Annotated in this window: 19 protein-coding genes and 1 pseudogene; 7 read left to right on the plus strand and 13 right to left on the minus strand. The window is 73.0% G+C overall.

The annotated features are described in order from the left end of the window. The first annotated feature begins 86 nt into the window (after positions 1 to 86). Both ACFYUZ_RS01835 and ACFYUZ_RS01840 read left to right on the plus strand, forming a co-directional pair. A complete protein-coding gene (locus ACFYUZ_RS01835; RefSeq protein WP_389305371.1) occupies positions 87 to 611 on the plus strand; it encodes a flavoprotein in 525 nt (174 codons plus the stop codon). 95 nt (positions 612 to 706) lie between these two features. After that, on the plus strand, positions 707 to 1,243 hold the full coding sequence (locus ACFYUZ_RS01840) for a DUF4231 domain-containing protein (RefSeq protein ID WP_389305373.1): 537 nt from the start codon (positions 707 to 709) through the stop codon (positions 1,241 to 1,243). Between the two features lie 57 nt (positions 1,244 to 1,300). Here ACFYUZ_RS01840 and ACFYUZ_RS01845 read toward each other — a convergent pair whose 3' ends face one another. Next, a complete protein-coding gene (locus ACFYUZ_RS01845; protein ID WP_356906673.1) occupies positions 1,301 to 1,750 on the minus strand; it encodes a lamin tail domain-containing protein in 450 nt (149 codons plus the stop codon). Positions 1,751 to 1,876: 126 nt separating this feature from the next. Here ACFYUZ_RS01845 and ACFYUZ_RS01850 point away from each other — a divergent pair, with 126 nt between their 5' ends. Next, positions 1,877 to 2,674, plus strand: a complete 798-nt coding sequence (locus tag ACFYUZ_RS01850; protein ID WP_389305374.1) for an MBL fold metallo-hydrolase — start codon at positions 1,877 to 1,879, stop codon at positions 2,672 to 2,674. A 73-nt stretch (positions 2,675 to 2,747) separates the two neighbouring features. On the opposite strand, the gene ACFYUZ_RS01855 is transcribed toward ACFYUZ_RS01850, so the two are convergent. Continuing rightward, the gene (locus tag ACFYUZ_RS01855) at positions 2,748 to 3,506 is read right to left on the minus strand and encodes a GntR family transcriptional regulator (protein ID WP_389305376.1); all 759 of its coding nucleotides are present in this window, start codon (positions 3,504 to 3,506) and stop codon (positions 2,748 to 2,750) included. Between the two features lie 188 nt (positions 3,507 to 3,694). Between ACFYUZ_RS01855 and ACFYUZ_RS01860 the strand changes: the two genes are divergently transcribed. Together ACFYUZ_RS01860 and ACFYUZ_RS01865 are read left to right on the plus strand one after the other, a co-directional pair. After that, on the plus strand, positions 3,695 to 3,919 hold the full coding sequence (locus ACFYUZ_RS01860) for a hypothetical protein (RefSeq protein WP_389305378.1): 225 nt from the start codon (positions 3,695 to 3,697) through the stop codon (positions 3,917 to 3,919). Between the two features lie 134 nt (positions 3,920 to 4,053). Beyond that, positions 4,054 to 4,272, plus strand: a pseudogene (locus tag ACFYUZ_RS01865) (DUF2277 domain-containing protein); the annotation flags it as partial. A gap of 94 nt (positions 4,273 to 4,366) precedes the next feature. On the opposite strand, the gene ACFYUZ_RS01870 reads toward ACFYUZ_RS01865, so the two are convergent. The 5 genes from ACFYUZ_RS01870 to ACFYUZ_RS01890 all read right to left on the minus strand — a co-directional run bounded on the left by ACFYUZ_RS01870 (position 4,367) and on the right by ACFYUZ_RS01890 (position 8,817). Further along, complete coding sequence (locus tag ACFYUZ_RS01870) at positions 4,367 to 4,996, minus strand: DedA family protein (protein WP_389305380.1); 630 nt, start codon at positions 4,994 to 4,996, stop codon at positions 4,367 to 4,369. 201 nt (positions 4,997 to 5,197) lie between these two features. Beyond that, on the minus strand, positions 5,198 to 5,719 hold the full coding sequence (locus tag ACFYUZ_RS01875; protein ID WP_389305382.1) for a DoxX family protein: 522 nt from the start codon (positions 5,717 to 5,719) through the stop codon (positions 5,198 to 5,200). A 188-nt stretch (positions 5,720 to 5,907) separates the two neighbouring features. Then, entirely contained in the window at positions 5,908 to 6,558 is a 651-nt protein-coding gene (locus ACFYUZ_RS01880; protein ID WP_389305383.1) for an HNH endonuclease family protein, read from the minus strand. Between the two features lie 355 nt (positions 6,559 to 6,913). Further along, a complete protein-coding gene (locus ACFYUZ_RS01885; RefSeq protein WP_389305384.1) occupies positions 6,914 to 7,582 on the minus strand; it encodes an HAD-IA family hydrolase in 669 nt (222 codons plus the stop codon). 350 nt (positions 7,583 to 7,932) lie between these two features. Further along, the gene (locus ACFYUZ_RS01890; protein WP_389305385.1) at positions 7,933 to 8,817 is read right to left on the minus strand and encodes a peptidoglycan-binding protein; all 885 of its coding nucleotides are present in this window, start codon (positions 8,815 to 8,817) and stop codon (positions 7,933 to 7,935) included. A gap of 518 nt (positions 8,818 to 9,335) precedes the next feature. Here ACFYUZ_RS01890 and ACFYUZ_RS01895 point away from each other — a divergent pair. Next, positions 9,336 to 11,384, plus strand: a complete 2,049-nt coding sequence (locus ACFYUZ_RS01895) for a DHA2 family efflux MFS transporter permease subunit (RefSeq protein WP_389305387.1) — start codon at positions 9,336 to 9,338, stop codon at positions 11,382 to 11,384. A gap of 75 nt (positions 11,385 to 11,459) precedes the next feature. Here ACFYUZ_RS01895 and ACFYUZ_RS01900 read toward each other — a convergent pair whose 3' ends face one another. From ACFYUZ_RS01900 to ACFYUZ_RS01920, 5 genes are all read right to left on the minus strand, one after another. After that, positions 11,460 to 11,945: a GNAT family N-acetyltransferase gene (locus ACFYUZ_RS01900; RefSeq protein ID WP_389305388.1), complete on the minus strand. Its 486-nt coding sequence runs from the start codon at positions 11,943 to 11,945 to the stop codon at positions 11,460 to 11,462. 33 nt (positions 11,946 to 11,978) lie between these two features. Then, positions 11,979 to 12,299, minus strand: coding sequence for an antibiotic biosynthesis monooxygenase (locus tag ACFYUZ_RS01905; RefSeq protein WP_030688139.1), 321 nt, complete (start codon positions 12,297 to 12,299; stop codon positions 11,979 to 11,981). A 142-nt stretch (positions 12,300 to 12,441) separates the two neighbouring features. Next, on the minus strand, positions 12,442 to 13,119 hold the full coding sequence (locus tag ACFYUZ_RS01910; RefSeq protein ID WP_389305389.1) for an O-methyltransferase: 678 nt from the start codon (positions 13,117 to 13,119) through the stop codon (positions 12,442 to 12,444). Next, positions 13,116 to 14,222, minus strand: coding sequence for a DUF2330 domain-containing protein (locus ACFYUZ_RS01915; RefSeq protein ID WP_389305391.1), 1,107 nt, complete (start codon positions 14,220 to 14,222; stop codon positions 13,116 to 13,118). The genes ACFYUZ_RS01910 and ACFYUZ_RS01915 overlap by 4 nt, the downstream gene beginning before the upstream one ends. Positions 14,223 to 14,296: 74 nt before the next feature. After that, positions 14,297 to 15,541, minus strand: a complete 1,245-nt coding sequence (locus ACFYUZ_RS01920; protein ID WP_389305393.1) for a cytochrome P450 — start codon at positions 15,539 to 15,541, stop codon at positions 14,297 to 14,299. 228 nt (positions 15,542 to 15,769) lie between these two features. Here ACFYUZ_RS01920 and ACFYUZ_RS01925 point away from each other — a divergent pair, with 228 nt between their 5' ends. Beyond that, on the plus strand, positions 15,770 to 16,939 hold the full coding sequence (locus tag ACFYUZ_RS01925; RefSeq protein WP_389305395.1) for a steroid 3-ketoacyl-CoA thiolase: 1,170 nt from the start codon (positions 15,770 to 15,772) through the stop codon (positions 16,937 to 16,939). Between the two features lie 88 nt (positions 16,940 to 17,027). On the opposite strand, the gene ACFYUZ_RS01930 is transcribed toward ACFYUZ_RS01925, so the two are convergent. Then, positions 17,028 to 17,429: a transglycosylase SLT domain-containing protein gene (locus ACFYUZ_RS01930; protein WP_389305397.1), complete on the minus strand. Its 402-nt coding sequence runs from the start codon at positions 17,427 to 17,429 to the stop codon at positions 17,028 to 17,030. Positions 17,430 to 17,458: the final 29 nt, after the last annotated feature.

The raw sequence follows: 17,458 nt of genomic DNA on the forward strand, positions 1-17,458 counted from the left end.
GGTTTCCGGCCGGGTGGCGGGGGGTTTCCGTCGATCATGGCCGGGGGTCTTCGGCGTGGTGGGAGCGGGTGTGGTCGGATGAGGGGATGAGCACCTTGTACTTGTTTGCCAGCGCCGCCGAGCCCGTTTTCGACATCGCCCGCGTCATCGAGGACGCGCAGGCCGACGGCTGGGACGTCTGCCTCGGGCTCACCCCCACGGCGGCCCGCTGGCTCGCCGGGTCGCTCGACGGGCTCGCCGTGCTCACCGGGCATCCCGTGCGGTGGGACTACGGGCTTCCCGGCGAGCCGGACGTGTGGCCGGAGGCCTCGGCGGTCCTCGTCGCGCCGGCCACCTTCAACACCGTGAACCAGTGGGCGCTCGGGATCGTGGACAAGTTCGTCGTCGGCGTGGTCGCGGAGGGGATCGGCAAGGGGATTCCCATGGTGGCCATGCCGTGCGTGAACGCCGCCCACGCCCAGCACCCGCAGTTCGAGCGGTCCCTGGAGACCCTTCGTGGTGCCGGGGTCTCGGTGCCGTACGGCGAGGACGCCTTCCTGCCGGAGCCGTCGGCGGGCTTCCCGTGGCGGGCGGCCCTCGATGCCGTCCGGGAGCGGGTGGCCGTCGGCTGAGAGGGGTGGCCGTCGGCTGGGAGCGGGTGGCCGCCGGCTGGGAGGGGCGCGGGTCGAAGTTGACGTGGACGCGTCCCGGCCGGTGTACTCCGGGCATGTCTGACGTGGGGGACGCGCCCGAACCGGGTTCGCAGGGCGGCGAGATGACGCCGCAGCGGTACATCGAGACCAGGATCGTGCAGTACCAGGAGTGGTACGACGCCAAGGCGACCCGGATGAAGGCGATGCACCTGCGGATGCGGACCGTGTCCGTCGTGGGCGGCGCGCTGGTGCCGGTGTTCGTGAACCTGGACCTGGGGTTCGCGCGGCTCACCGCCACGGCGCTGAGCGTGGTCGTCGTCGCCGCCATCTCGCTGGAGAGCGTGTACCGCTACCGGGAGCAGTGGAAGAACTACCGGTCGACGGAGCAGCTGCTCGGGCACGAACGCGTCTACTTCGAGGCCAAGGTTGGGCCGTACCGCAACCTGGGCCGGCGCGAGGCGTTCTCCGTCCTCGTCGCCCGCGTCGAGAAGGCCATCGCCAACGAGAACTCCGCCACCCTGAACGTCATGACCCTCGGCGGACAGGTCGACTCCGACGTGCAGCGTCAGGCGGTCCCGGCCGCCCGGCAGGAGGCGGAGGAGGCCGCGTAGCGCGCCTCCGCGGGCCCCGGGTGCCGGGGCCCGCAGGGTGTCAGCCGACCCGCGCGGTCAGCACCACTTGTAGTCGACCCGCGTCGAGTTGTACGAGCACGTGTCGACCGTCGTGCCGTTCGACCTGCGCAGCTTCGCCGTGTCCCGGTCGTTGTTCCAGACGTACGCGGCACGGTTCTGGTACACGTTCGCGGCCGTGTTCGTGCCGCGGCCCGTGCGGACCGTCACGATCTTGCCCTTGCCGAGCGTGTAGTTGCCGAACGTGTACTTGTGGTTGGCCGCGTCCGTCAGCGTCCAGCCCCGCAGGTTGACCGCCGCGCCGGTCGTGTTGCGTATCTGGACGTACTCGGCGTTGAGGCTGCCGTTGGACCGGTTGTCCGTGCCCGGGCTGTCGTAGTAGATCTTGTACAGGTGGACCGAGCCGGCGGCCTGGGCCTGCGAAGGCAGGAGGAGGATGCCGGAGGCGGCGGCCGCGGTCACGGCCGCGAGCGTGCGTACGCGAAGCATGAGTGTCCCTCAGTTCTCTTCCGGGCGCCCGCCGATGGGGCCCGGAGAGCACACAGGATATGCATGATCTTCACTTCTTCCGCACGGATTCCGGTCAGTCCCGGTCATCCGTCCTAGACTCGTCGCATGGGCAGCGAACCGCTGCGGATCACCGTCCTCGGATCCGCCACCCCCTTTCCCCGGCCGGGCGACGCCTGCTCCGGCTACCTCGTCGAGGGCGGCGGCGTCCGCCTCTGGGTGGACGCCGGGACCGGCACCCTCGCCGAGCTCCAGCGGTACGTCTCGCTCGGTGAGGTCGACGCCGTGTGGATCTCCCATCTGCACGCCGACCACAGCGCCGATCTGCTGACCGCCTACTACGCGCTGCTGTACGCGGGGCTCGAAATCCCCCTGCCCGTGCCGCTCTTCGGCCCGCCCGGCATCGCCGACCGGCTCGCCGCCTTCCTCACCAACGGGCCCGACCGCAGTCCGGTCGAAAAGGCCTTCGCCGTCGAGGAGCTGCGCGACGGGCATCTCGCCCGCGTCGGCGGGCTCACCCTCCGGTCCCGCGCCGTCGACCACGGCGGTCCGCCCGCCTTCGCCCTGCGCGTGGAGGACGGGGAGGGGCGTTCGCTCGTCTACTCCGGGGACTGCGGGCCCTGCCCCGCGCTCGTCGAACTCGCGCTCGACTGCGACCTGTTCGTCTGCGAGGCCGACGGCGCCGTGCCCGGGCACCATTCGGCCGCACAGGCCGGGCGGAGCGCCGCCGGCGCCCGAGCCGGCCGCCTCGTCGTGACCCACGTCGGACCGGGGACCACCCCGGCGGAGGCCGTCGCCCTCGCCGCCGCCGAGTACCCCGGCCCCATCGCCCACGCCGACCCCGGGCTGCGGTTCGAGGCCGGGGCGGGAGCGGGGGCGGGAACCGGGGCGGGAGCCGGCGCCTGAGGCGGGGCGGGCGATGGGGCCGGAGCCGGGGCCTGGGGCGGGGTGGGAGCCGGGGGCGGAGCCTGAGGCGGCCTCACGCGTCGAAGTCGTACTCCAGGACGTACGACGACGAGTCCAGCGTCATCTCGTTGAGCTCCACCGCCATCCCGGGCCCCGTGAAGGCCGTGCGGCCGATGAGCACCACCGGCGTCCCGAACTCCAGGGAGAGCCGGTCCGACTCGTCCGCCGTCGGCATCCGGCAGCGGATCTCCTCCCGGAACCGCACCGGCCGGTGCCCCAGCTCCGTCAGGCGCGCGTAGGTGCCGCCGGGGCCCGTGTCCGGCTCGGTGATCGGCGTACCGCGGACGAGCTCGGCGGAGAGGTACGACACCGAGAGCAGCACCGGCTTCGTGTCGAGGACGAAGCGGCGGCTCCGGACGCAGACCGGCGCCCCCGGCGCCAGGTTCAGCGCCCCCGCGACCCGGTCGCCGGCCTCCGTCTCGCCCACCTCGATCTGGTCGACGACCAGCTCCCGGTCCTCGACGTCCGCCGACCAGACCGAGCGGCCGTTGCCCCACCGGTCCCCGGCGAGGCGCGGGATGCCCCGGCGGCGCAGCGGACGGAAGACCCGGACGAAGACCCCGGCGCCCTTGCGCGCCTCGGCGAGCCCCTCCGTGCGCAGCACGGACAGGGCCTGGCGAGCGGTCATGCGAGCCACGTCGTAGGTCGTCATGAGGTCGTTCTCGCCGGGGAGACGATCGCCCGGCGCGAAGGCGCCCGACTGGATCGCGGTTCTCAACTCGTCGGCAATGCGCTGGTACTTGGGCCGACGAGCGCTGTCCTGGTCAGTCACGGGTGGACCACTCCCTTCGTCTGCGGGACACCCTACGGCGCGCTCCTCGGCCCCGGTGCACGCCCGTACGCCGTCCCGCCCGGTCGATCCATCCATCGGGGGACATCTCTAGAGATACGTTGACAGGGCCCGGTCGCCGCGCTTCCCTGAGTGTCCCCAGGCTTCAGGGACCGGGACGGAGGGGATGCGTGCAGCCACTGCCCGAGGTCGGTGACCTCGTCCGCGACACCGCCACGGGGCGGGTCGGTTTCTACGTGGGGAGCGCCTCCGGACGCTTTCTGATCCGCGCCGTCCACGGTGGCGCCGAGTGGGAGGCCGAGCCCGTCGACGTCCACCTCGCCACGCCCCTGCACGAACTGCGCGCCCGCACCGCCGAGATCAACGCACGGAGCAGACGCGGCCTGGGTGGGTGAGGGGAGGGGCGAGAGGCGGGGCGGGGTGGCCGGGCGGTTGCCGCCGGGGAGCGTGGCGAGCTCGGGGCGGGTGTTCCCGGGCGCGGCTCGTCCGGGGCGGGGCGGTTGTCAGTGGTCCGCGCCACACTGGAGACATGTGCCGCAGCATCAAGACCCTCCGCCCGCCCGTCCTGCCCGAGGAGGCGACCGAGGACGACATCCGCGCCGCCGCCCTGCAGTACGTCCGCAAGGTCTCGGGCTTCCGCGCCCCCGCCGCCCACAACCGTGAGGTCTTCGAGCGGGCCGTGGACGAGATCGCCGACGCTACCGAGAGACTCCTCGCCGGCCTGGTGGTGCGCGGCGCGCACCCCGCCGCCGTCGGGACGCGGGAGCCTCGGCCGGATGCCGTCGGGACGCGGGAGCCTCAGCCGGATGCCGTCGGGACGCGGGGGACTCGCCCCGCCGCCGTCAGGACGCGGGCGCGGGAGCCGCGGTCGGACGGCGTATGAGGTACGCGGCGAGGCCGCCCGCGAGGAAGAGCGCGAGGGTCGACACCCCCGCGCTGAACCAGGTCGCGCCCAGCCACTGACCGCCCAGCCAGCCGAGCCCCACGCTGTACGAGGCCCAGGTCACGCCCGCCAGCGCGGACCACGGCAGGAACTCCTCGACCCGTCGCTTCGCCGCGCCCGCCCCCAGCGAGACCACGGAGCGGCCGGCCGGGGCGAAGCGCGCGAGCACCACGAGCAGCCCGCCGCCCCGCGCGAGCGCGGTGCCGAGACGTTCCTGCGCCAGTGAGAGGCGGCGTGAGCGCCCGATCGCCCGGTCCAGCCTGGCCCCGCCGCGCAGCGCCAGCCGGTACGCGAGGAAGTCGCCGAGCACCGAGGCGCCGGCCGCGCAGAGGAGCAGGGGGAGGAGCGACGGTACGCCGGCGGAGGCCCCGGTGGCCGTCGCCGCCGCCGTGGCGGCGGTGATCACGAGGAAACCGCTCGGCAGCACGGGCAGGAAGACGTCGAGCAGGATCGACGTCGCCACGACCGGGTAGATCCATGGGCCGGCGGTGAGCGACCGCAGCGAGCCCAGGCTGTCGAGCAGATTCACAGGCCTGAGCCTACGCGGGGGCGGGCGCCCGGCCGCCGGTGGGTGCGGGGCCGGCGCCGGTCTGTGGGGGACGCGTATGCGGATGGGCGCCGGCGGGAGAGGGGGCGGGGGGAGAGAGGGGCCGGGGGAGAGGCGCCGGCGGGAGAGGGGCCGGAAACCGTGCTGCGGTTTCCGGCCCCTCCCGGTGGACGTGCTCCCGGGTCAGGCCGCGACCGGCGCGCCCCGCTCTTCCCGTGCCTTCGCGGCAGTCGTCTCCCCGGCGCCGAAGAGCCGGTCGAGGGCCAGCGCGCCCGGGCCCGTGAACACGAGCAGGGCGAAGGCCCAGCAGAACATGGCCGCGCTCTCGCCGCCGTTCTGGATCGGGAGGAGCGACTCCGGCTGGTGGACCTTGAAGTACGCGTACGCCATCGAGCCCGAGGCCAGGAAGGCGGCGCTCCGGGTGCCGACGCCGGCCAGGACCAGGATGCCGGCGCCGAGCTGGATGACGGCCGCGTACCAGCCCGGCCAGGTGCCGGCCGGTACCGCGCTGCCGCCGAGGACGCCGAAGAGCGAGGAGGCGCCGTGGCAGGCGAAGAGCAGGCCGACGACGATGCGGAAGAGGCCGAGCGCGTAGGGCTGGGCCTGGTTCAGCCGGGCGGCGAGGCTCGCGGGGGTGTCGGGAGAGCCGGAGGCGGCGGGCGTCGTGCCGGCCTTGGCGGTGTCCGGGGCGTTCGGGTCGGTCATGGGGGTGGGACTCCTTCGGTCTGGCCTCGTCCGTGGGGAACGGGGCGCGGGGGGACGGAAACCGATGAGGTCGTCAGGTTAGGCACCCCTCACCAATACTTGCAAGTTCAACATTCAGCCACCGGGGAGTGTGTGGCGGGGCTCACTCCCCGGCGGCCGCCGCTGACGCAGGCTCAGTGGGGCGGTGGTCAGCAGCCGTTGAGGACGGACTGGAGGGCGCTCTTCTCGGCGGAGTCGACGCTGAGGTTCCAGTAGTACTTCACCTGCACCCACGCCCGGACGTACGTGCAGCGGTAGGCCGTCCGCGAGGGCAGCCACGTCGCCGGGTCCTGGTCGCCCTTGGCCTGGTTGACGTTGTCGGTGACGGCTATGAGCTGCGGCCGCGTGAGGTCGTTCGCGAAGGACTGGCGCTGGGAGGTGGTCCAGGAGTTCGCGCCCGAGCGCCAGGCTTCGGCGAGCGGGACCATGTGGTCGATGTCGAGGTCGGAGGCGACGGTCCAGGTGGCGCCGTCGTACTCCGAGTACCAGCTGCCGCTGGTCGCGGCGCAGTTGGAGTCGGTGACGACGTTCACGCCGTCGCGCTTGAGGACGGTCTCGCGCGTGTTGCAGGTGCCGGACTGGGTGATCCAGTGCGGGAAGAGGTCCCGGCTGTAGCCCGTGGTGGAACCTTCCGCCTTGACCGTGAGGGCGGCCAGGTAGGTGCGGGCGGTCGCGGCGCTGACCGGGGTGGGCATCGCGGCCTGCGCGGTCGGGGCGGTGGCGAGGAGGCCGGTGACGGTGAGGGTGGCGGAGGTGGCGAGCACGGCGAGTCGACGCGCGTAGATCATGCCGACGGGCATGTGAACTCCCTTGGTGTGGGGGGACCTTGGCTGGTAGCCGTCCCCGCGGGGTGCCGGGCGGTCGGGCCCGGTCATCGTGGCGGCGCCAGGTTTCCTTGCGGGGTGCGCCAGGTAACAGAGTGGCGACATGGACACGTCACATCAAGGGGTGTGCGGGTCCTGATGGAGTGCCAGATTCCGCCCGCGTTCAGGAGTTCAGGAGTTCAGGAGTTCAGGACTTCAGGGGGATGAAGGGGCGAGGGGAGCTCGGGGTGCGCGGGTGCGGGGGCCCGCGGCGCGTCCCGGAAACGCCTCGCGCGCGGCCGGGAGGTCCGGCCGCGCGCGAGGGGGGTACGAGGAAGAGGGGGTGCCGCGCCTACGACAGTGCGGTCAGCGTGATCGAGCCGTCCTCCGCGCGCTCCACCCGCAGCCGGGTGAGGTCGGCGACGTGCACGTCCGGCGCGAAGGCCGCCGCCCGCGGGCCCACGCCCACGACCCGCATGCCGGCCGCGCGGCCCGCCCGGATGCCCGCCTCGGAGTCCTCGAAGACCACGCAGTCCGCCGGGGCGAAGCCCAGCGCCGCCGCGCCCTTGAGGAAGCCCTCGGGGTCCGGCTTGCTGGCGCCGACGCTTTCGGCCGTGATCCGGGTCTCCGGCACGGGGAGCGCCGCCGCGCCCATCCGGGCCTGGGCGAGGGCCTCGTCCGCCGAGGTCACCAGGGCGTGCGGCAGGTCCGCGATGGCGGCCAGGAAGGCGGGGGCGCCGGGGACGGGGACGACCCCGTCGAGGTCGGCGGTCTCCTCGGCCAGCATCACCCGGTTGTCGGCGTGGTTCTCCGCCATCGGGCGGTCCGGCAGGAGGACGGCCATCGTCGCGAACCCCTGGCGTCCGTGCACCACCTTGAGCACCTCGTCCGGGTCGAGCCCCTGCCGGTCCGCCCAGCGGCGCCAGCAGCGCTCGACGACGGCGTCCGAGTCGACGAGGGTGCCGTCCATGTCGAGGAGGAGGGCGCGGGCGGTGAGCGTCGCCGGGGTGCTGGCAGGCATCGGGTCTCCAGAGGGGGTGGCGCGGAGAACGAAGTGGTCCCGCCCACCGGTCAGGGAGTGCGGGCGGGGCCACTTTGTTCTTTCACGATACAAAACCGGGGGTCGTCTTGGCCAACCGGTCCGCGTGCCGGAATCCCGCGGCCCGCCGCAGGGCCCGTCGGCGGCCCGCCGCAGGGCCCTCCGTGGGTCGTCGCAGGGACCTCCGGGGCCGTCGTCGGCCCGCTGTCGCCTGCGCCGTCATGCCCGCTGGCGCCCGCCGGTCGTGACGCCCGCTGGCACCCGCCGGTCGTGACGCCCGCTGGCGTCCGCGCCCGTGACGCCCGCTGGCGTCCGCGCCCGCCCTGCCCGGTCTACAGCCAGGTGCTCCGCTCCAGGGCCTCGCGGGTGTGGGGGCCGTACACGCCCTTCGGGTCGCCCTCGATGTACATCCAGGACTGGTAGTTCTTCACCGCGCGCCAGACCTCCTGGTCGTACTTCCCGTCCACGTCCCCGTGGTACGCCCCCGCCAGGGTCAGTCGCGCCTGGAGCTCGACCACCTCCTCGCCCCTGGAGCCGAGGCTCAGCGTGACCGCCGCCTCCTCGGTCGGCCGTGCGGACGGCGTGGTCGTCGTCGGAGCCGCGGTCGTCGGTGACGCGGAGGGGACGGCGGCCGGAGGGGCCGCCGGGCTCGTCGACGCGCTCGGGCTCGCGGTGGTGCGGCTCGGGGTGGGAGCGGAGGAGGGGGACGCGGACGTCCGCTGGGGGGTCGGGGAGGACGTGGTCGGCTCGGGGGACTCCGACGAGGGGGACGGCGCCTCCGACACGGCGACGTTCAGGGACGCGCTCGTGGTGACCTCCGGGACGGCCGCCCGGTCGTCGGTCTCGTCCGCGCCGCCGAGGACGGCCGCAGCCAGGGCCGCGGTGCCCGCCACGGCGACGGCGGCCACCGCCGCGACCACCGCGCCGCGCCTGCGGCCCCGGCCCCGCGCCTGCTCCCGGTCGTGCGCGGGCGGCACGTCGCCGATGCCGCGCAGCAGCAGCGGCATCGTCTCGGAGGGGTCGCCCGTGCCGCCGGGGCGGCCGTCCTCGGGGTGCGGCCCCGGCCCCGCCGGGTATGCCCCGGGGCCGGCGGGGCGCACCGCCGGCATCGGCGCCGTGAGGTCGCCCCCCGGTCGGATCGCCGCCAGCCGGGTGGTCGGCGGATCCTCCGTCGAGTGCGTCGAGTGCGTCGAGTGCACCGGCTCCGTCGCGCGCACCGGCTCAGCCGAGTACGCCGGCTCAGCCGAGTACGCCGGCTCAGCCGAGTACGCCGGCAGATACGCGGTCGGCTGCCCGTCCGGCCCGTCCGGTCCGTCCGCACCGGCTGCCGCCGAGTCCGCCCCGCTCGCCGGGTGCGTCGCGTACGGCCCCGCCGCGCCGCCCCCCGTGGCATACGGCCCCGCCGCGCCGGCCCCGTGCCGTCCGTACGGTCCCTCCGGCCCGCCCGGCTCCTCCGACCCCTCGGACGCGTCCAGGATCACGTACGGCCTGATCCGGAGCGGGTCGAAGTCCTCGGCAGCCGCCGTCTCCGCCGCCCGGGCGCAGGCGCAGCCAGGTCTGTGTACACCGCATTCAGGACATGCGTGTCCGGTCATGATGGGTCCCCTCCCCGATACAACTGCGAGCGATTATGCAGCCCGCCCCTGTATGTCGGGCGAACGGCCGTGCCCTTCCGCAGGCCATAACGGGACATTCGGACCAGGATGGAGGGGCCGCCCACGGAGACGGAGACCCCATGGCCCAGGACACAAGCCCGGACCGGATCGGCGAGGCCCCCGTGCCCGGGGAGGGACAGAGCCACCGCACCGTCCTCGTCGCGATCGGCGCGCTGCTGCTCGGGATGCTGCTCGCCGCGCTCGACCAGACCATCGTCTCCACCGCCCTGCCGACCATCGTCAGCGAGCTCGGCGGGATGGAGCACCTCTCCTGGGTGGTCACCGCGTACATGCTGGCGTCCACGGCCGGGACGCCCCTCTGGGGCAAGCTCGGCGACCAGTACGGGCGCAAGAAGCTCTTCCAGGGAGCCATCGTCGTCTTCCTCGTCGGCTCCGCCCTCTGCGGCATCGCGCAGAACATGCCGCAGCTCATCGCCTTCCGCGCGGTCCAGGGCCTCGGCGGCGGCGGCCTCATGGTCCTGTCGATGGCGATCGTCGGCGACCTCGTCTCACCCCGGGAGCGCGGCAGGTACCAGGGCCTCTTCGGTGCCACCAGCGTCCTCGGCCCGCTGCTCGGAGGGCTCTTCACCGAGCACCTCTCCTGGCGCTGGGTCTTCTACGTCAACCTGCCGATCGGGATCGTCGCCCTCTTCGTGATCGCCGCCGTGCTGCACATCCCGGTGCGCTCCACCCCGCACACGATCGACTACCTCGGCACCTTCCTCATCGCCTCGGTCGCCACCTGCCTGGTCCTGGTGGCCTCCCTCGGCGGCACCACCTGGGCGTGGGGCTCGCCGCAGATCATCGGCCTCGCCGTCCTCGGAGCCGTGCTCCTCGTCTGGTTCCTGCACGTGGAGCGGAGGGCCGCCGAACCGGTGCTGCCGCTCAAGCTGTTCCGGATCCGGACCTTCAGCCTCGTCTCGGTCATCAGCTTCGTCGTCGGCTTCGCCATGTTCGGCGCGATGACCTATCTGCCGACCTTCCTCCAGGTGGTCCAGGGCGTCACCCCGACCATGTCCGGCGTCCACATGCTGCCGATGGTCCTCGGCATGCTGATCACCTCGACCGCCTCCGGGCAGATCGTCTCGCGCACCGGCCGCTGGAAGGTCTTCCCCATCGCCGGCACCGCCCTCACCTGCCTCGGCCTGCTCCTCCTCCACCGGCTCACGGAGACCAGCTCGACCTGGTCGATGAGCGTCTGCTTCTTCGTCTTCGGAGCCGGACTCGGCCTCGTCATGCAGGTCCTCGTCCTGGTCGTGCAGAACGCCGTCTCGTACGAGGACCTCGGCGTCGCCACCTCCGGAGCCACCTTCTTCCGCTCCATCGGAGCCTCGTTCGGCGTCGCCGTCTTCGGCACGATCTTCACCAACCGGCTCACCGGCGAACTCGCCGACGTGTTCGCGAACGCGGGGACGGAGCTCCCGCCCGGCACCGGCGCGGAGCAGGTCGCCGCCGACCCGCGCGCCATCGCCCAGCTCCCGCCCGAACTGAGGCCGGACGTCCTGCACGCGTACGCCACGTCCATCACGGACGTCTTCCTGTACGCGGCGCCCGTCGTCCTCGTCGCCTTCGGCATCGCCTGGTTCCTGAAGGAGGACAAGCTGCGCGCCTCCGTCACCGCGCCCGACACCAGCCAGACCCTGGCCTCCAACCCTGTCGAGCGCTCCTCGTACGAGGAGTGCGCCCGCGCCCTGTCCGTCCTCGGCTCCAGGGAGGGACGCAAGGAGATCTACGTGAGGATCACCGAACGCGCCGGGCTCGACCTGCTGCCCGCCGCGAGCTGGCTGCTGCTGCGCATCCGCCGCCACGGGATCGTCGAACCCGTCCGGCTCGCCGAGGTCACCCCCGTACCGCTGCGGGTGATCACGGAGGCGTCCCGGCAGGTGGAGGAGCGGCGGCTCGCGGTCCGGGAGGGCGTCCAGCTGGTCCTCACCGAGGACGGCGTACGGGCCGCGACGGTACTGGCCGAGGCCCGGGAGGAGTCGCTCGCCGAACTCCTCGGCGACTGGTGGGGGCCCGACCGGCCGACCGACCTCGTGCAGCTGGTGGAGGAGCTGACGGCCGAGCTGTGCGGCTCGGACGGGGAGCGGCCCCACAGCCCCGGCCCGCCCCGCGACCACCGGTCCTGAGCCGACGGAGCCCGGTGCGGCCCCGGGTCCGGGGGCCGACGGAGCCCGGTGCGGCCCCAGGTCCGGGGCGCGGACTCAGAGCTCCTTGCCGTACCAGATGTCCATGTAGGGCCCGGTGCAGTACGCGGGGATCTCCGCGTACCCGTGCCGCGTGTACAGGGCCCGCGCCTCGACCAGGTCGAGGCGCGTGTTGAGGACCATCCGGCGCGCGCCGAGGCCGCGGGCCTCCTCCTCCAGCCTCCGCAGCAGGCCGCCCGCGCCGCCCGCGCCGCGGAAGGCGTGCCGCAGGAAGACCCGGGTCAGCTCGGCGCGTTCGCCGTCCAGCATCAGGACCCCGCCGCAGCCGGCCGGCTTCCCCTCGAACCGCGCGACCAGGAACTGCCCGGTCGGCGGGGTCAGCAGCTCGACGCCGTCGTTCGTCAGGCCCTCGTCGATCTCGGCCTCGGTCGCGGGCCGCTTCCAGTAACGGCCGGCCACGTCGCCGTAGTAGTCGCGCCGGAGGGCGGTCGCGTCCGGGGTGTCGACGCGCTCGGGGGAGAAGGTCCAGGTCATGCGGGTCATTGTGCGACCCGCACGACCGGCCCCGCCGCCGAATTACTTCGGCGACGCCTGCTGGACGACCTCGAACGACCACAGGGTCGAGCCGGAGGCGGCGGGCTTCGGCCGCTCGCCCCCTTCGCCGCCGCCCTGGTGGGCGGCCTTCATGGAGCCGTTCATCCAGTTCTGGAAGTCCTCCTCGCTGCGCCAGCGGGTGTACACCAGGTACTGGTCGGTGCCCTCCACAGGGCGCAGCAGCTCGAACCACTCGAACCCGTCGGACCCCTCCACGGCCCCGGCCCTGGAGGCGAAGCGCTGCTCCAGCACCTCGCGCTGCTCGGCCGGCACGGTCAGGACGTTGATCTTCACGATGCTCATGAAGGGCAGGATATGGCCCACGGCTCCGGCCTCCCCGCGGAGGACGCGACGGCGGACCCCGGTCGGGTGGGTCCGGTACGCGGGCGGGCCCGCCGAGGTGCTGCCCGTCGACGGGCCGGTGCCCTGAGGGGGAGCCCCGGCCCTATCCGACCACGCGGGCCAGGAGCAGGCCGTCGTAGCCCTTCGTGCCGACCGTCTGCAGGGCCGTCGCGTCCAGGCGGGGTTCGCCGGCGATCAGGTCGAACATCTCGCGCGTGCCCGTGATGGCCGGGTCGTCCGGGTCCGGGGTGGCGACCCTGCCGTTCCGCACCACGTTGTCGACGATGATCACCGTGCCCGGGCGCGAGAGCTTCAGGGCCCAGGCCACGTAGTGCGGGTTGTTGACCTTGTCGGCGTCGATGAAGACGAGGTCGAAGGGGCCGGCGCCCTCCTCCTCGAGCCGCGGCAGGCTGTCCAGGGCCGCGCCCGTCCGGACCTCGACGATCTTGTCGAGGCCGGCGCGGGCGATGTTGGCGCGGGCGACGTCCGCGTGGGCCGGGTCGTACTCCAGGGTGATCAGCCGGCCGTCGGCGGGCAGTGCGCGGGCCAGCCAGATCGTGCTGTAGCCGCCGAGGGTGCCGATCTCCAGGATGTTCCGCGCGCCCTGCGTGGCGGCGAGCAGGTGGAGCAGCTTGCCCTGGTTGGGGGCGACGGCGATCTCCGGGAGGCCCGCCGCCGTGGAGTCGGCGAGCGCGGCCGTGAGCGCCTCGTCGGCGGGGGCGATCGTCTCGGTGATGTACCGGTCGACCGCGGACCACCGGTTTTCCTGAGGGTTCGTCATGCGGGCGAACGTACACCTGCGTCCTTGCCGGAGCGGCGCCTTTTCCCCCGTACGGCGAGCGGCACCGCGCACGGCACCAGGAGCAGCAGGCCGCCGCCGACCGTCAGGAGCCAGACGGGGACGCCGCCGCCCACGGTCATCAGCCGGTCGGTGTACTCGACTTCGCGGTACGGCGTGTCGGCGACGGCCCGCAGGTGGTGGTCGTCGTCGATCCGCTCGGGGTGCGGGAAGCGCTGCTCCAGGACCGTCAGCCGGACCGGCCGGTCGCCCGCGAGCTCCGCGACGGCGCCCTCGGGCCGCTCGATCAGGCCGGCGAAGGTGACCTCGGGGCGGTCGCCGCCGATGGGGGAGCGGGGCTCCATCCGGTGCTCGGCGAGTACGTGGAGCCCGAGGTCCTGGGGCGTGCGCGCGAGGCGGGAGAGCCGCATGGGATAGACGAGTTCGGGGGAGGGGAAGGCGATCCGCAGCGGGGTCAGCTCGCCGTGGAGGGTCGCGTCCTTCTCCTGCGGGGCCAGGCGGACGGCGACGTACTCCCACTTCCGCTCGACGTACGGCCGGAGCGCGCCGGTGAGCCGCTCGGGCAGCTCGAAGCCGTTGGCGCGCAGCCAGTGGCCGAGGGCGTCGGGGTCGGTGGCGGTGAGCCGGGCCACGTCGAAGGGGCCGAGGCGTTCGCGCCCGACGACACCGACGCCGGAGCCCGCGCCGGGCGGGGCGGCGGCGGCTCCGTCGCCGTGGTCGCCGTCGAAGGGCCAGTCGCCCTCGCGCGGCCAGAAGTAGGGGCGGTCGCGCTGCTCGGGTTCGGCGAGCCGGTCGAGTTCGTCGAAGAGCGCCGGGTCGCCGAGGCGGACGTCGGCGCGGCCGGGCACCGGCATGACCCAGGCCGCCCGCCGGGCGTTCCCGTGGACGTAGAAGCGCATGACGACGGTCTCGGTGCGCCCGTCCCAGCGGACGGCCGACTCCTCCCGGTCGACGCCGATGCGCTCGGCCTTGTCCGGGATCATGGCGCCGCAGCCGCAGGCGTACGCCGGTGCGACGAGCGAGCCGAGCTGGAGCGCGAGCAGCGCGACGACGGTGGTCAGGATTCTGCTGTGTGTCCCCCGCATGGGAGCTCGGACGTGTCCGGGGAGGATCCGGTTCCACCCGCGGGGGCGTCCGGTCGGGGGCCGTCCCGCCGGGGTCACGCGCTGCGGACGCGGAGTTCCTTCACGCCGTTCAGCCAGGCGGCCCGCAGCCGGCGCGGTTCGCCGGCGAGGGTGAGGTCGGGCAGGGCGTCGGCGATGGCGTGGAAGATCAGCTCGATCTCCTTGATCGCGAGGGACTTGCCGAGGCAGAAGTGGGGTCCGCCGCCGCCGAAGCCGAGGTGGGGGTTGGGGTCGCGGGTGATGTCGAAGCGCTGGGGGTCGGTGAAGACCTCGGGGTCGTTGTTGGCGGAGGAGTAGAAGAGGCCGACCCGGTCGCCCTTGCGGATCTTCTGCCCGCCGAGTTCGGTGTCCTGGGTCGCGGTCCGCTGGAAGGAGACGACGGGGGTCGCCCAGCGCACGATCTCCTCGGCGGCGGTCGCGGGCCGCTCGCGCTTGAAGAGCTCCCACTGGTCGGGGTGGGTGAGGAAGGCGTGCATGCCGTGGCTGATGGCGTTGCGGGTGGTCTCGTTCCCGGCGACGGCGAGCAGCAGCACGAAGAAGCCGAACTCGTCGGAGGAGAGGTTGCCCTGGCCCTCGGCCGCGACGAGCTGCGACACGATGTCCTGGGCGGGGCACTCCTTGCGGGCGGCGGCCATGTTCATCGAGTAGCCGATGAGTTCCATGGCGGCCTCGGCGCCGATCTCCTCGGTGATGGCGTACTCGGGGTCGTCGTACGCGACCATCTTGTTCGACCAGTCGAAGATCCGGGAACGGTCCTCCTGGGGGACGCCGATGAGCTCGGCGATGGCCTGGAGGGGGAGTTCGACGGCGACGCGGGTGACGAAGTCGAAGGTGCCGTCGGCGTCCGTGCCGCGCCGCGCCTCGTCGACGATGGCGTGCGCGCGGTCGCGCAGGGCGGTCTCCAGGTTCCGGATCGCGCGGGGGGTGAAACCGCGCTGGACGATCTGGCGGACCCGGGTGTGCTCGGGCGGGTCCATGTTGAGCATGATCAGCTTCTGGACCTCGATCTGGTCCCGGGTGATGTGCTCGTTGAAGCGGATGACGGCGGTGTTCTCGTTCGAGGAGAACAGCTCGGGGTGGGTGGAGACGTACTTGACGTCCGCGTGGCGCGTGACCGCCCAGTACCCGCCGTCCGCGAAGCCGGTGACGCCGGCCGGCTGGGAGCACCACCACACGGGCGCGGTCTGCCGCAGCCGGGCGAACTCCGGGAAGGGGACGCGGTCGCGGAGCAGATCGGGGTCGGTGGCGTCGAACCCGTCGGGGAGGTGGGGGCAGGCCATCGGCAACACTCTCCATATCTGATGGACCATCAGAAGTTGCCGGGAAAGTTAGTAACGAGTTCTACAAGTGGCAAGGGGCGGAGCGGGAACTGTTGCGTCCCGGACCCTTGCGTACCGGCGGTAGCAGTCATAAGACTGCAGGAAGAACTAGAACGCGTACTAGTTCCCCGTGACGCCGACCGGCCGGGGTGCCGGGACACCCCGGTCGGTCGAGGAGAGGACGAGCCCATGGCCGCGGAACCCGTCATCGTCGAAGCCGTACGCACCCCCATCGGCAAGCGCGGAGGCGCGCTCGCCAACCTCCACCCCGCCTACCTCCTGGGCGAGACCTACCGCGAACTCCTCGGCCGCACCGGCATCCACGCCGACTGCGTCGAACAGATCGTCGGCGGTACGGTCACCCACGCCGGCGAGCAGTCCATGAACCCTGCCCGCACCGCCTGGCTCACCATGGGCCTGCCCTACGAGACGGCCGCCACCACCGTCGACTGCCAGTGCGGCTCCTCGCAGCAGGCCAGCCACATGGTCGCCAACATGGTCGCGGCCGGCGTCATCGACATCGGGATCTCCTGCGGCGTCGAGGCCATGTCCCGCGTCCCGCTCGGCTCCGGTTCCAAGCACGGCCCGGGCAAACCGTTCCCCGACGAGTGGAACGTCGACCTGCCCAACCAGTTCGAGGCCGCCGAGCGCATCGCCCGCCGCCGCGGACTCACCCGCGAGCGCGTCGACTCCCTCGGCCTGCTCTCCCAGGAACGGGCCGCGACCGCCTGGGCCGAGGAGCGCTTCAAGCGCGAGACCTTCGCCGTCCAGGTCCCCACCACGGAGGCCGAACAGGCCGCCGGACAGGGCATGTGGCGGCTCGTCGACCGTGACGAGGGCCTGCGCGACACCACCATGGAGGGCCTGGCCCGCCTCAAGCCCGTCATGCCCACCGCGATCCACACCGCCGGGAACTCCTCCCAGATCTCCGACGGCGCCGCCGCCCTCATGTGGGCCTCCAAGCGCATGGCCCGCGCCCTCAAGCTCCGCCCCCGCGCCCGGATCGTCGCCCAGGCCCTCGTCGGCGCCGACCCGCACTACCACCTCGACGGGCCCGTCGACGCGACCCGGGCCGTCCTCGGCAAGGCCGGGATGAGCCTGAGGGACATCGACCTCGTCGAGATCAACGAGGCCTTCGCCTCGGTCGTACTGAGCTGGGCGCAGGTCTTCGACCAGGACCTGGAGAAGGTCAACGTCAACGGCGGCGCCATCGCCCTCGGCCACCCCGTCGGCGCCACCGGCGCCCGGCTCATCGCCACCGCCCTGCACGAGCTGGAACGCACCGACAAGGAGTTCGCGCTCGTCACCATGTGTGCGGGTGGGGCGCTCGCGACCGGGACGATCATCCAGCGGCTCTGACGGAGCCCTCCGCGTGGAACGCCGCAGGCCCCGCCCCTCCGTGAGGAGGGCGGGGCCTTGCGGATGCGCGATGCGGCAGTGGTGCTTCTCAGTACCAGCCGTTGGCCTGCCAGAACGCCCAGGCGGCGTTCGGGGAGCCGTAGCGCTCGTTCATGTAGTTGAGGCCCCACTTGATCTGGGTGGCCGGGTTGGTCTTCCAGTCGGCACCGGCCGAGGCCATCTTCGAGGCCGGCAGGGCCTGGACCAGGCCGTAGGCGCCCGAGGACGAGTTGGTGGCGGTGTGGTTCCAGCCGGACTCGTGCTCGACGATCTTGCTGAAGGACGCGAACTGCGCCGGCGGGACGATCTGGCGGGCGATCTCCTGCTCCGAGGCGGCCGAGGCCGAGCCCGTCGTGCCCATCACCGCGGCCGACGTGCCGACGAGCACGGCGGCGGAAACGGCGAAGGTCTTCTTGCGGGCGTTGACACGAGTGGCGATCGAGCGGAACAAAACGTCTTACCTAACGTCGGGGACAAGGG

The sequence above is a fragment of the Streptomyces sp. NPDC004266 genome, assembly GCF_042874095.1.
Taxonomy (GTDB): domain Bacteria; phylum Actinomycetota; class Actinomycetes; order Streptomycetales; family Streptomycetaceae; genus Streptomyces.